This window comes from Thermosipho melanesiensis BI429 (genome assembly GCF_000016905.1).
In the GTDB taxonomy this organism is placed as follows: Bacteria; Thermotogota; Thermotogae; order Thermotogales; family Fervidobacteriaceae; genus Thermosipho; species Thermosipho melanesiensis.
Genome location: NC_009616.1, coordinates 366,541 through 380,595, shown reverse-complemented (window position 1 = coordinate 380,595; position 14,055 = coordinate 366,541). Strand labels below are relative to the sequence as shown.

General features: G+C 27.6%; 13 protein-coding genes and 1 tRNA gene. 8 read left to right on the top strand and 6 right to left on the bottom strand.

Annotated features, from left to right (window positions below):
- Positions 1-44: 44 nt before the first annotated feature.
- Genes wecB through TMEL_RS01935 form a run of 3 tightly spaced genes read left to right on the top strand, consistent with a single transcriptional unit; the run spans position 45 to position 3,494 of the window.
- Positions 45-1,106, top strand: a complete 1,062-nt coding sequence (wecB, locus tag TMEL_RS01945) for a non-hydrolyzing UDP-N-acetylglucosamine 2-epimerase (RefSeq protein ID WP_012056596.1) — start codon at positions 45-47, stop codon at positions 1,104-1,106.
- Positions 1,103-2,317 carry a glycosyltransferase family 4 protein gene (locus TMEL_RS01940; RefSeq protein ID WP_012056595.1) on the top strand — a complete coding sequence of 405 codons (1,215 nt, stop codon included), beginning with the start codon at positions 1,103-1,105 and terminating at the stop codon, positions 2,315-2,317. Before wecB ends, TMEL_RS01940 begins: the two co-directional genes overlap by 4 nt.
- Before the next feature lie 25 nt (positions 2,318-2,342).
- Positions 2,343-3,494, top strand: a complete 1,152-nt coding sequence (locus TMEL_RS01935; RefSeq protein ID WP_187145732.1) for a glycosyltransferase family 4 protein — start codon at positions 2,343-2,345, stop codon at positions 3,492-3,494.
- Here the strand turns inward: TMEL_RS01935 and TMEL_RS01930 are convergent.
- The 5 genes from TMEL_RS01930 to TMEL_RS01910 all read right to left on the bottom strand — a co-directional run bounded on the left by TMEL_RS01930 (position 3,486) and on the right by TMEL_RS01910 (position 8,823).
- Complete coding sequence (locus tag TMEL_RS01930; RefSeq protein ID WP_012056593.1) at positions 3,486-4,637, bottom strand: glycosyltransferase; 1,152 nt, start codon at positions 4,635-4,637, stop codon at positions 3,486-3,488. The genes TMEL_RS01935 and TMEL_RS01930 overlap by 9 nt on opposite strands.
- Positions 4,638-4,652: 15 nt before the next feature.
- Positions 4,653-5,768, bottom strand: coding sequence for a glycosyltransferase (locus tag TMEL_RS01925; protein ID WP_307777294.1), 1,116 nt, complete (start codon positions 5,766-5,768; stop codon positions 4,653-4,655).
- Positions 5,765-7,213, bottom strand: coding sequence for an oligosaccharide flippase family protein (locus TMEL_RS01920; protein WP_012056591.1), 1,449 nt, complete (start codon positions 7,211-7,213; stop codon positions 5,765-5,767). The genes TMEL_RS01925 and TMEL_RS01920 overlap by 4 nt, the downstream gene beginning before the upstream one ends.
- On the bottom strand, positions 7,214-7,483 hold the full coding sequence (locus tag TMEL_RS01915) for an acyltransferase (protein WP_049750424.1): 270 nt from the start codon (positions 7,481-7,483) through the stop codon (positions 7,214-7,216).
- Between the two features lie 119 nt (positions 7,484-7,602).
- On the bottom strand, positions 7,603-8,823 hold the full coding sequence (locus tag TMEL_RS01910) for a M48 family metallopeptidase (protein ID WP_012056590.1): 1,221 nt from the start codon (positions 8,821-8,823) through the stop codon (positions 7,603-7,605).
- Positions 8,824-8,926: 103 nt separating this feature from the next.
- Here TMEL_RS01910 and TMEL_RS01905 point away from each other — a divergent pair, with 103 nt between their 5' ends.
- A complete protein-coding gene (locus tag TMEL_RS01905) occupies positions 8,927-9,331 on the top strand; it encodes a hypothetical protein (RefSeq protein WP_041425915.1) in 405 nt (134 codons plus the stop codon).
- A gap of 84 nt (positions 9,332-9,415) precedes the next feature.
- Here TMEL_RS01905 and TMEL_RS01900 read toward each other — a convergent pair.
- Positions 9,416-9,491 (bottom strand) — tRNA-Asn (locus TMEL_RS01900).
- Between the two features lie 547 nt (positions 9,492-10,038).
- Between TMEL_RS01900 and TMEL_RS10250 the strand changes: the two genes are divergently transcribed.
- The 4 genes from TMEL_RS10250 to TMEL_RS01885 all read left to right on the top strand — a co-directional run bounded on the left by TMEL_RS10250 (position 10,039) and on the right by TMEL_RS01885 (position 14,054).
- On the top strand, positions 10,039-10,200 hold the full coding sequence (locus TMEL_RS10250) for a hypothetical protein (protein ID WP_012056588.1): 162 nt from the start codon (positions 10,039-10,041) through the stop codon (positions 10,198-10,200).
- 453 nt (positions 10,201-10,653) lie between these two features.
- Positions 10,654-10,851: a hypothetical protein gene (locus tag TMEL_RS01895; protein ID WP_143610977.1), complete on the top strand. Its 198-nt coding sequence runs from the start codon at positions 10,654-10,656 to the stop codon at positions 10,849-10,851.
- A 762-nt stretch (positions 10,852-11,613) separates the two neighbouring features.
- Entirely contained in the window at positions 11,614-12,342 is a 729-nt protein-coding gene (cas6, locus tag TMEL_RS01890) for a CRISPR-associated endoribonuclease Cas6 (RefSeq protein ID WP_012056586.1), read from the top strand.
- Between the two features lie 11 nt (positions 12,343-12,353).
- On the top strand, positions 12,354-14,054 hold the full coding sequence (locus TMEL_RS01885; protein ID WP_012056585.1) for a hypothetical protein: 1,701 nt from the start codon (positions 12,354-12,356) through the stop codon (positions 14,052-14,054).
- The last annotated feature ends 1 nt before the right edge of the window (position 14,055 follow it).

The following is a 14,055-nucleotide window of genomic DNA, read 5'->3' as shown; positions in this document are numbered from 1 at the left end:
TATGATATAATTTTCTGTGAAAAAATCTAACAAGGAGTGGAAGGATGAAAATAGTATCACTAGTAGGAGCAAGGCCACAGTTTATTAAAGAAGCAGTTATACACAATGAATTGAAAAAATATGAAAACATAAAAGAAGTTTTGATACATTCAGGACAGCACTATGACTTTAACATGTCAGATGTGTTTTTTCAGGTACTTGATATTAAAAAACCTGAATATTTTTTAAACGTTGGTTCGGGGTTACATGGAGAAATGACAGGTAAGATAATGATGGAATTTGAGAAAGTAGTGATGAAAGAAAAACCAGACTTAATATTGGTATATGGAGATACCAATACAACACTTGCTGGTGCAATTGTTGGAGCCAAACTAAAAATACCAGTTGCACATATAGAAGCTGGGATAAGGCAAAAACCGAAAGATATGCCTGAAGAGATTAATAGAGTACTAACGGACCATATATCAACCTATTTATTTTGTCCGACAAAAATAGCTGTGGAGAATTTGGAAAAAGAAAACATAATAGATGGAGTGTATTTTGTAGGAGATGTTATGTATGATTTGTATCTTTTAATGGAAGAAAGATTTAGATATGATGTGTATGAAGAATTAAAGTTAAGAGAAAACGAATATATACTATTAACATTACATAGGGATTTTAATGTAGATAGGAAGGAAAAACTTGAAAAAATACTAAAAGAGTTAAATAAAATTTCAAAGGAAAAGAAAATAGTTTTTCCTATCCATCCGAGAACAAGAAAAAGAATAAGTGAATTCAGCTTGAAAAAGTATCTTAAAAATTTAATTGTTATAGATCCAATTGATTATTTAAATCTAATGGGACTTGTTAAAAAATCATGGAAGATAATAACGGACAGTGGGGGCTTGCAAAAAGAAAGTTATTTTGCAAGAAGGCAAGCAGTAGTATTAATGCCAGATACAGGCTGGAGAGAATTAATAGAAGCTAAATGGAATATACTTGCAACAGAAGAGGACCTATACGAAAAAGTATTCAATAAAACTCCCATAAATTATCCAGAAAATCTATATGGAAATGGCAATGCGGGAGAAAAAATTGGAAAGATTTTGGAGGAAAAGTTATGAAAATTTTAATATTAAATCATTATGCAAGTATTCCAGAGTTAAGCAGTGCAGAAACAAGACATTTTGAGATCGGTAAAAGACTTGTAAAAAAAGGCCATAAAATAACAATAGCAGTAGGTAATTATTCCCATCTTTTGAAAAAGGATTGGAATAGTTTAGTTGAAAATGATTTTGAAAAAGAAGGTGTAATCTTTAAAATAATAAAAACAAGGAAATATAGAGGAAATGGTTTGAGTAGGTTTCTTTCTTCCTATGATTTTTACAAAAATGGTAAAAAGCTAAAAAATGAAAAATTTGATATTGTTGTTGCATCTTCACCTCATCCATTTTCATGGAAACTGGGAAACTATATTTCAAAAAAACAAAATATACCACTTCTAATTGAACTTAGAGATGTATGGCCAGATGATTTAATAGAAGCTGGATTGATATCTCGAAACCATCCTATAGTACCTTTTTTTAAATACATGTCTAAAAAATATTATACTAGATCATCAGGTGTTATATCTTTGGTTCCATCAATAGAAAAACACCTTAAATCAATAACCTCGAAAAAAATACCGATGAAGATAATACCTAATGGTGTTTCACTAGCAAACTTCTTTCAACCTTATCCTTGTAAAAATTTGGATGAAATCCCATGTTTCAAAAATAAGACAATTAAAATCGTATATACTGGTTCTCATAATCCATCCAATGGTCTTGAAGATGTGTTAAAGTGTATTGTAAAACTTGAAGAAAACTTAAAAAATAGATTTACCTTTATATTTATTGGAAGTGGGACTGAAAAACAAAAGCTAATAAACATGGCAAAAAATGAAAAAAATGTATATTTTCTTAATCCTATTTCTAAAAGTTGTATACCTTATCTTCTTAAGGAAAAATCCGATGTTTTACTTTTCTCATTGAAATATTTTAAAAATACTGAATACCCTGCTTTTAGTTCTTACAAACTCTTGGACTACATGGCAAGTGGTAAGCCTATATTAAGCGTGGATCAAAAAAATCTTATACTAAAAAATACAAATGGGGCTATTTTTTTCACTCCCAAAGATTGTACTTCGTTGTCCCTTGCATTAAAAAAGATTTTAGACAAAGATAAGATTGAAAAAATGGGAAAGAATAACGTAGAATACATAAAAAAGCACAGAGATTGGGATGTTTTATCGGAACAATTTGAAGAATTTTTAATTAATGTATTAGGAGGATAAGGTGTTAAAAAAAACAATCTACATATTGACAAACTCTTACCCAGAAAAATTTGAAACATTTAACTCAAGCGAAATAAATTTCGCATTAAAAAACTATGATAATATTAAGATTTTAAGTTTTTCAAAAATCAAGAAAAAAGATAAAAAGATAACAAATCTTAGTATTTTTTCAGGTGTACTTGAATTATTATTTCCTAAAAAAAGAAAGTTTTTTAAAAGGTACTTTACTACCCTAAAGCTTGTTTTTTCTAAAAATTTAAAGGATTTTTTGAGAAACATATATTCATATCTTATAGCTCTCAGTATTGTACGAAATATTGAATTAAAAAATGAAGATATTATTTTCTCATATTGGCTTTCAAGAGCTACGGTAATTGCGTATATCTTAAACCAAATCACCGATACAAAATTCATTTGTCAAGGACATGGTTCTGATATTTATATTCATCCGCCGAAAAACTTGGAAGAAATAATTAAGAAATGCAAGTATGTCTTAACAATTTCAGAGAAAAACAAAGAATATTTAGTTGAGAGATTTAAAGTGCCATCTGATAAAATAAAGGTATTTAGGCTAGGAGTAAGTATTGATTTCTACAATAAATTGAAAAATAAAAACATAGAAAAAGCTAACAATAAAACTGAATTTATATCTGTTTCAGGATATATAAAGGTTAAAGGAGTTGATTTGCTATTAAAATCAATAGAATATTTAGTTTACGAAAAAAACATTAAAAATATACACTTTAAAATTTTTGGTAAGGGAAAACTATACAAAAAATTAAAAAGATACGTAAAGAAAAAAAGATTGGAAAATTATATAGCTTTAAATTCATGGATAAATAAAGAGCAATTAGCTAAAGAGCTTAAAAACAGTGATTGTTTTATATTAACAAGTCGCAGTGAAGGTTTACCTGTAGTATTGATGGAAGCTTGTGCTGCGAAACTTCCCATTATTGCAACGGATGTGGGGGGAATAAGTGAAATTGCAAAAGAAAATGCTATACTAGTAGATAAATTATCTCCAGAAACTATATCTCTTGCAATTGAAAAATTTTTATCTTTGGATAAGGAAAAAATAGATAACATGAAGAAAACTTCAGAAAAAATTTACCTAAAAGAATACATATTAGAAAATAATCTTAAAGAAAAATATGATTTTATCCAAAAATTACATTAGATTTTTTATTTCATCTACCAGTCTTTTTAATTTACTCTTCCAACTTAAATTTTTCATGGCATAATTTCTCATAAGTTTAACGTAATCTTTTTCTTTTATTTCTTTGTAAAAATTTAAAATTTCATCTATGTCTATTGGAGATTCATTAGCTGGAACTTTCAACATAAATTCAAAATTTTCAAAATCTTCATCATCTGAAGATAATACAAATGGAATTCCACGTGCACAATATTCTCTAACTTTGAGAACACTAGATTTTCTCAATCCAATTCTATGCATTCCCAAAGAACCAATTGCAATGTCGCATAAATCAAACAGCCTATCTAATTTGTCTCCAACCTTGAAACCATGAAATTTTACAAAATCTTCAAGTTTCAAATCAACTGTTAATTTCTTCAAATTATAAAGTTCTTTTCCATTGCCAACAATATGAAAATAAACTTTTGACTTGGGAAAGTTTTTATTATACTCGTATATTCCTCTTATTACTCTATCATATCCATGCCATCTAGATACGTTTGCCACACCAATTAAATCTAAACGTTCTACCTTTTTTATAGAATTTTTTACTTTAAATCTATTGACCTCTATTCCGTTAGTCACTTTTAAGCTTTTTACACCGTATATCTCTTTTTCATCTGAAGGGGTTACAATGATGTCTACATACTTTCCCACAAATCTATTAAACATTTCATCTACAAATCTGTTAATGTTAGATAGTTCATCTTTGTATGGATATGTAGGAACGTCTAATACTAGAACATTCTTTAATTTTTTAACTTGTTTTATAAACCTAAGAGATATGGGATTCCACGGCAAAAGATTTCTTACATATGTAATATTTATATCTTCTTTTTTAATGAAATCAACTAAGATATCTAATATTTTAGACATCCTCAATAGAAATTTAAACCGTCTTAAAATGGGATTGTCACTTTGTTTTAGCAAGCATTTCTTTTTAAAGCTGTATATTTTTTCTTTATGGTCTTTTCTTCTAATATACAAAAATCTATTTTCAACCATAAGTTCGTAAACATCAAAACCATGTTCTTCAAAAGCATTACACTGCTGTTTTATTTTCAAAGATGGTCCAATTGAACTTGGATGATCTCTCAAATCTAAAGCTACAAATATCAATTTCATGCTATTCCTCCAATATTAATCTAAAATAAATTTTATGAATTTTTCTTCTTTTTCTTTGTTCCAAACATATCTATCTTTGTATGTTTCTATATTTTCAAGAAATTTTTCGTAATTTTTATATGCTTCTAATATTTTCCGAACGGATTCTTTTACGTTTTGAGGTTCAATAACTATACCAATTCCATACTTTTCTACTTCATTCTTCATAGAAACAAAACTCCTGTTTACAATAACAGGTGTCCCTGCTGCAATTGAATCAAAAAACTTATGAGGAAAAGAATAAATATAGTTTTTATATTCTTGACCAAACGATTTATATGAAATAAGTGAAAAGGCGGATTTTGAAACTTCTACCATCATTTTATCGTATGGTAGAACATCTGTATATTTACATGGTATATCATTAAGTATGTTTGTTTTTATACCCACAATCTTAATACTAAAGCCTTCTTTGTTTAAATTTTTTAATATCTCTCTTTCATTTTGAATATTCCGTGGGGTTTTTCCAACAATTACAATCTCCTTTATTTTTTCAGGAGATTTTAATTTAATATTTGCATAATTTGGTATTACAATACTATCTTTATGTGTTTTTAAAATATTTAACATATCATTTCTTGCCTCTTCTGACACAAAAATCAATTTATCTGAAAAGAAAAATTGGTTTTTTATAACCTTCCACATTAGTTTTTCTTTAACCTTTTTTGCCAAACCTTTTAAATTTTTAAAATGATTTTCAGGGTGGTATTCGTGTAAATCATACACAACTTTTTTCCCCTTATTTTTTGCGACTTTAAAAGCCTTTACCGGCATAGAAACTAAAAAATAATGGAAATATATTATGTCATAATCAAATGTTTTTATCATATCAAAAATCTTTCTATCAAATTTTTTAATAGATGAAAAATTATTGATTAAAGTACTAGTTTTTCCAAAATACTTTTTTGTTTTAGCTTTATAAGTCACTGGAACAAAGATTATATTTCCGTTTTTGTGAACTTTTTCGTCATCAAAGGTGAGGTATTGGTATATAACTTGATTGCTTTTTGACAAAAGCTTTACTGTTTTAAATACTCTCTTATCGTACTTTGAATGTGTGTATCCTACAATAAATATTTTCAAAAAATTCACTCCTTATTTTTAAACATCTTCTTTAGGATTGAAACGGAATAATCTAAAATCTCCCCATTAACTTTTTTTGATAACACATAAAATGATAAAATAAATGACATCATCATAAATAAAAGTCCCATATATACGTTATTAGAAATTAAATGGTATATTGTATATAAAACTGAGTTGATTAAGATTGTTAAAGCTATTGCTAATATCCAATTCTTCCATGGAAATACTTCTACAAACTTTATCTTTAATATGTCTTTTATATATTTTAATTGTAAGAATATTGAAAATACAGTTGTCATAACCGTTGCTGCTACTGCTCCTAAGGGACCAAATTTTATTACTAATAAAATATCCAAAACAAAATTAAAAACTAGCGAATAAAGTGCATTGGTTAAATAAAGTTTGCTATTTTTTGTTGCTACAAATACTGAACCATAGACGTATATTCTAAAATACAACATTATTTGGTATATTCTAAAATATTCAACTGAATCTAAATATTTATTTGAAAACATAAACAATATAAATGGTTTTGAAAAAAAGATAAACGTACTTGCTAGCGGAATCATTATTGTTATCATTATGTTTCCCGCGCGTAACCAAAGTTTTTTTATGTTTTTTGTATCTTTTATTTCATTTAATTTTGCCATCTGTGGTATTAATACTGTATATAAAGATGAAGTTATTAATGACAAAAATGGTATTTCGTATGCTCCATTTGAAAATACTGCAAAATCTGTATTATTTACAAAATATCCCACTATTAGTTTATCTACGTTTTTATTCAATATTCCTAACATCGAAGACAGTCCTATTGGTATTCCAAACACTAGGATATCTCTTATTTTTTTTATATTTAAAAATCGAAAATTTATTTCTTTATATGTAAACATTACTAGCAGTATTATCCCCACAAGATATCTCAAAATCATCAATGTTAATATGTTTTGTACCGTATATTTGGATGTATATAATACCAATAAACCTACAAGCCAGAATGTTGTAGGTATTAACGCATAAACTGCAACATTTTTAATCTTATTTAATGCAACTAATACATTTTCTGCTACTGAAGAAAATATACTAAGACTATATATCAGGCCTATAATTAGTTCATTTTTTCTAAAAAAAATCACTTTAAAATTCAAATAAAACAAGTTTGTTAATATTGGTGATATTAACAATACTAGAAAAGATATTGAAAATAACATTGTATACAAATTTATCAAATATTCTTTCTCTTTTTTTGAAGATAGATAGTACAAAGCGGCATTTGGAATTCCAAGTGTAAGTACACTAACTACCAATTGTTGGGATATTACTATTTGTCTGTATATCCCATAATCTGCAATCTCTAAGTATCTTGACAAAATCATTACAGAAATTATATCTATTAACGTTTTTACAAACCTAGAAACTAATAATATAGTACTAGATTTTTTTATGGACACCTATTTTCCTCCATAATCTTTACAATTTAACTTTTTAATTAATTTTGCGGGATTTCCAGCTATTATACAGTTTCCCTCAGGAAAGCTTTTTGTTACAACACTTCCTGCACCTACTATAGTTCTTGGCCGCAAAATAACACCAGGCAATATAACGGAGTTAATGCCTAGCCAACAATTTTTACCAATTATTACATCCTCTTCCGGTGGATGTTCATCTAAATTGCTTAGATTGTGATTTGTGTTATTATAGCTACATTTGGTGCTATCCATGTGCCACTACCAATAACTATTCTTCCATAGCCTGACTGAAAATAATTCCCAAAGGTTTGAAAATTATTCAAATCATTGAAATTAGAACAAAAATACGTTTTAATATATTTCTCATTTTATCACTCCGAAAATTGTAATAACTTTTTTATTCTTTCTTCAGGTGAGGGATGATTGAAATGCCATATTTTATATAACGGTAAGGGATTTAGGTTAATCAAATTTTCCTTTATTATCCTCTTTAAGCTAGATATCATGTATTTACTCCCAATAACTTTTGCGGAAAATTCATCTGCTTGATATTCAAATTTTCTTTGTAAGTAGTTTAATAATGGAAGCATGAAAAATATTAGTGATTCTATAAATAAAAAAGAATAAACAAACAAAGAGTATGGCTGTGAAACGTTAAAAATATTTCCTTTTGCCAGATAGTTATAAACCAAATTTACAAGGTAAAACACAAAGGTATAGAATATCAAATTTAATCCTAGCAATTTTGGGATGTGCTTGTATTTATAATGTCCTAATTCATGAGCTATTATCGCTAAAATTTCTTCCTCAGGATAGTTCAATATTGTATCAAACAAAACTAGTCTTCGAGATTTTCCCATTCCAGTTAAAAACGCATTTTTCTTTTTAGTTCTCTTAGATGCATCCATAACGTATATTTCACTGATATTTATAGAAGCTTTCTTTAAAATATCTTTTATCTTTTCCTTCAATTTTTCATCTTTAAGTGGTGTAAATTTATTAAAAAGTGGTGCCAAATACAAAGGGTAAATTAACAACATCAAAAGTTGAAAACCAACAAAAAATATAGATATCTTCCACCACCAGTTGTTATCAGTTTCAAGTATCCAAAGAAGAAAACTTATTAATGGAATAAATAATATAGCTGTAACTAACAAACTTTTTAGAAAGTCTGAAACGAAAATTTTTGGTGTCATAGTATTAAAGCCGTATCTAGCCTCTATTACAAAATTTCTGTAAATCTCCGTAGGTAAGGAAAGGATTTTGTAAATTATCCAGATAATGCCAAAAAAGAATAATCCTTGCAAAATTAGAGAATCTGTAATTTTCAAAACAAAATTTTCAAAATAGGTAAATCCCCAAAAAATAAAAATCAAAGAGATTAATGTATTAATTAAATTTAAGATTACATTTACCATAGTAACATCTTTCAAATACATGCTTGAGTTTTTTAAATACTCTTCTGAAAACCTATCTCTTAAAACTTCAGGTACTGTTGTTTTGCGTGATGAGTAATTCACGTTCCAAATAGACAAAACTGTATCCCATATAGTGTTTAAAAGAAATACTATCAAAAAAATGTAAAAAAACACTATCTCACCCCTTATACATTAGTATTATTTTAACATCTTCTAATACCGGGAACAATATGTATTTTATTTTTTTAACTGTATTCTTCCAATGATATTATATCAAATGAACATATTTTTCAATTTTTTCATTGAAGAAAATCTTTCTAAGAAAACTATTGGTTCTCTTTTGGGTATTTCGCCAGATAGAGTTCGTCTTTGGATTAAGAATTATCTTTTGTATGGTGAAGCAGAATGTAAAAGAGGTAAACCAAAGAAAGAATCTTTTGAAGAAGAGATGGAAAGATTACGAGCTGAAGAGGAAGGAAATAGTAAAAAAATTGAAGTAATAAATGAATTGAAAGAAAGATTTAGTTTAGAATTACTGTGTAAGATATCAGGTATTTCAAAGAGTACGTATTACCGAGCAATGAAACGAAAAGATAAAGATAACTTAAAGAAGAAAACAAAGATATATACTTCAAATGCAAAAGGATATACGAATATAGAAGAAGAAAGGTTAAAAATTTAATTTCTTCTTTGAGAGTTAGAATATTATTAATGATAATAAAAAGCGGAGCCTTAGCTCCGTTCTTTAGATCTTGACTTACTTTTTTGGCTCCGGCGGAGGGACTCGAACCCCCAACCTAGTGGTTAACAGCCACCCGCTCTGCCTATTGAGCTACGCCGGAACTCCCATGCGCAGTATATATTATACCATATAATCTTTTATTTGTCAATAAGCCTTTGTTTGAAGGCTTTCATAAAAAATATATCATAAAAAATTTTTTAGTCAATGACTTTTTTAAGCATCAATTTATTTAGAGATTTTTTGTTTAATAGTTTGTGTGTTTTAGTTTTGGCAAGTGATAAATAGTTATTTAAAACTTGTGTTTGTTTTAATGAATGTTATATTCGTACGTTATATGGTAACGTTATCTGATAACGTTACCATAAATTTGAAAGGGGAATTTTTATGAAGATGTCGCTGATCTTTTTGCTTGTTTTATTAACACTAAGTTTTTTTCTGCAACTACCATAAAGGTTTTAGTGTGGGATGATGAACTTACTAGAGCAGCTTTAGAGAAACTTCCAGAATTTGAAAAAGAGATATGGATAAAAGTAGAGATGAAGTTGGTACCTTATTAACTTTGGCCTGAAGGAAATTATTATAAAAAACCGGATTTGACGGTGATTTTGGACCAAGTATTTTTTGCTTCTGTGTAGAGAGCTGAAATTATGGGATTGCCAATTAATGGCGATATTTATGTGTGGATGACAAGATATGATTTGATAGAAGAATACAAAGATGAGTTCAAAAAACAATACGGTTATGAAATGGGAATTCCAAAAACATTTGATGAGTTAATAGATATGGTGAAATTTTTGAAAACAAAATGAATTTATGAATTTGCACCATTTACAAAATCATCAGAAGGTTTAACTAGTGAAGCAATGATGATGTTTGAAACATATGGAACAATGCCATTAAAGTTTTATAAAGATGTAGGTGCATATAAAGTTGTTCTTAATAAAAAAAGGCAATGGAAATGTATAAAGAATTATTGAATTATGTCCCGGCGCAAACAGTTATGGGCATTCAGAAAGGATAGCAATATTTAATCAGGGCAAAGTATTTTCAATGTTCCAATGGCTAGCAATAATTCCGGCTCATGAAAATCTAGAAAAATCATTAGTAGATGGTAAGATAATTTATTCAGTACCACCTGTAGGAGATGCGAAGAAAGCAAGTTAGAGGAACTTGGGGGTTGGGCATTCTGAATGTATCTAAAAACAAAAAAGCTGTTGCTGAATTTGCTTACTGGTGACTTCGTATAAAGCAGGTAAAAATTAGTGAAGGTCGGAATGACTCCTGCAAAAGTAGAACTTCTTACCGGTTCAGAACTTGCAAAGGATAGACCTTGGTTTGTTGGAATATTTGAATCTATGAATTATGCTATTAGCAGGCTAAGAATTGAAAATTACGTCTTTATTCTGGAAAGATGCCCTTTATTAGAAAGGTTGTTCAAGCAATTATCTTACTTTTGTTAGGACTGCTTTTGGATCTTAATAGGTTGTGTTCCAAATCTACCTCAAACTGAAGTGACGTTGCTTTGGTTGAGGATTGTTTTTGTATTTTTCCAATTATCTTGCTTGTTTTAGGTATTATAGTTTCATTGAAGCATAAAATAACTCCAGCATAAAAAATTGATGAAGCAAATCAAAAAATTTAGAAATAATGTAAGGGAAGTAGATGATAAGACAAAGAGATTTTTGGAAGAATTAACTGGTCAAAAATTTGATTCGTTGTGTAAGAAATAATAAAAGGTCTAAACATTTACAATATGATAGCTTTCTTTAATACCCGGAGTTGATATCTCCGATTATTTTTTGATTGTCAGAAAGTTTAATTGTGAAACGTTATATATTATGAGTAGAAAAAGAATATTTGAAAAAATTCTTAGTTAAAAAAGACTTATTTTTAGAAATTCAAATTTAAAAGTATGAATAAAATTCTTTAGATTTTAAGTGTTTAGGATAGATTTTTATGAAATTGGATTGAAAAAACTACCTTTTTTAATTGTGGACAATTTTTTGGAAGTTTATATTTTCTAATTGAAAAGCAAAAAGTTTTGATATTAAAATAACATACAAATTATTTTTTGTATATAAACATAAATTGTGAAATGTTCTAAAAAATTAAAAGTACTATTAAAACAGAAGAACAACTATTGAATATATTGAATATGGTATAATTTTAACAAAAAATAAGTATAAAAGAAACGTTATTTTTATATTTTCGGAGGGGTATAGATGAGAATTAAAGTGGGATTTATTTCAATCGAAGATATAATTTTGCCAGTAGGTTTTAACAAATATATTCAAGCGTTGATATACAACCTATTTAGCAATAGTTTGAGACGTTTTGTTCATGAAGAAGGATTTAGAAGCAAAAGAAAATTTTCGCTTTTTTGTTTTTCTTCTATTTTAGAAAAAGGGCAGTATTTTAAGAGAATGAAAGTTTTTAATTTTGGAAAGAATATAAGTTTTTATATTTCATCTCCTGTAACAAAGTTAATGGAAAATTTGGTTTTGAATCTTTTAAATGGGGATAAATATTTTCTTGGAGAAAATGATATCTATTTATCTTCTGTAGAAGTTGTTTATAAGGAGATTGCAAAGGATATTTTGAAAGTGAATGCTTTAACTCCTATAGAAGTTCACCAGACTTATAAAGAAAATGGAAGAAATAAGACGAAGTATTTTGCACCATTTGAAAGAGAATTTTCAAAACTAATAAATTTAAATTTAAAAAGTAAGTGGGAAGCTTTTTACAAAGAGAACTTGGACAGAGATATTGAAATAATATCACTTGGAAATATGAACAAAAGTGTAGTTTATTATGGATTTGGGGATAAAAAATATGTAGTCGAAGGTTGGAAGGGTAAGTTTCTTTTGAAAGGTGAACCATCTGTTCTAGCATTTGCATATGATGCAGGACTTGGTAGTAAAAATTCACAAGGGTTTGGTTTTATTGAATAGGGGGTGAAAGCATGATAAACCAAATGATAGAGTTTTCAAAAGAACTAAGAGATTCCAGATTTTATGATTTACTTGAGGAAAAAGCACAGGATTTAGTTTATGTAATTATCCCTCCAGAAGATAAAAAAAAGTTTTACTTTGTATTAGATGAAAAATATTACGATAAAGTAAATTTATTAGAAAACGCGAGAAAGATAGATGATGTTAATGATGATTTGAGGGAAATTTTGAAAAATGTAAAAGTTTTGACGGCAAAACTTCCCGGAGATGAGAAAGGTAATAAGAGTATAAAGGGAAATAAAGGGACAAATTCATACAACTTATTTATATTCCAAGGGCCCAAACCTAAAAATGGTGATTTTACTAAAAAAATAATGTTAGTTTATAATAGTGAAACATTAAAATCCTTTAAAAATAGAGTTAAAGAAGATTTGTTGGAAAAGTTGATCTTCAAAGGAGACGAAGCAAAGTTTTTATATGAAAAGGTAAATGATATGTCACTAAAGGTTTTTAATAAAGAATACGAAGAAATTTACAAAAATATCTACTTTGTATTTGAATTAGAAAATAAAGAACTCTATAAAGATTTTCATCAAAAATATTTAAAAGAAAAAGTATTTGCTGTTGAAAATGTCAAAGAATATGGAATATGTCCAATATGTGGTAAAAAAGATATTATTTCAATACCCGGGGTTTTTCATACTTTAAACGTGAAAAAGCCGTTTTTAAAGCATTTAGGAAGAAAAACAGAATACAACATAATGATTTGTAAAGATTGTGCCTTTGAACTTACAACTTTTTTAGAAAAATTTTTAAAAAAATTTTCAATATTTCCATTACTATCTAAGAAAAAACTCAGGGAATTGGAAATAAAGTTTTTGAAAAGTAGCGGTGAAAAACTGTCATTTCGAGAGATTTTAGAGCAAGTATTTAAGGAGGTTGATGTAAATGATTTAATTCTCGATTTTTACCTAATAATTTACAAAGATGATTTTGTATATGTCGATTATGTATCAAACTTTAGGTATTATTACAACGAAACAAATATTTTTGAAATAGAAAATTATTTAGATAAGATGTTTGATAACTTTTTAGTGAAAAATTATTTTGGTTCAATAACAATTAAAAATAACTTATTGGCAAAAAACATATATAAATACAGGGAGAATATTTTTGATTTTATTTATAGAGCAAGATATGACTCATTAAGCAAAGAAACAATTGATAATATCTTTTACGATTCCTTAGTTTGTTATTTAAAGGGGCTATATTCTGAGGAAAAAAATTTTTTAAAGAAAATTGAAAAGGCATTTGAAAGTTATAAAAAGCTAAATAAAATCTTTGGGGGTGATTTTATGGAAAAAACGGAAAAGGTAGAAACGGAAGACTTAGAAAAAATCGAAGATAGTTATCAGTACTATTATCTACTTGGAAAGCTTACAAGATTTCTTCTATCACAATCAAAAATTTCTAATAAAACCCATGCTTTGGTTGAACCTTTTATCAATGTAAATAGTTCAAAAGTCATGCTTGAAAGAATTTACGAACTATTTACCAAGTACAAGCACGCTATAAATTTCTATAATGAAAAATTTGATAAGATTTTTGGTTTAATTTTGAATTATTTTAATTCCGGAAAATTACCTGAGAAAGTATCTAAAAATGATAAGTTTTATTTCTTTGAAGGGTATTTTTCATCAAGAAAATTATAGC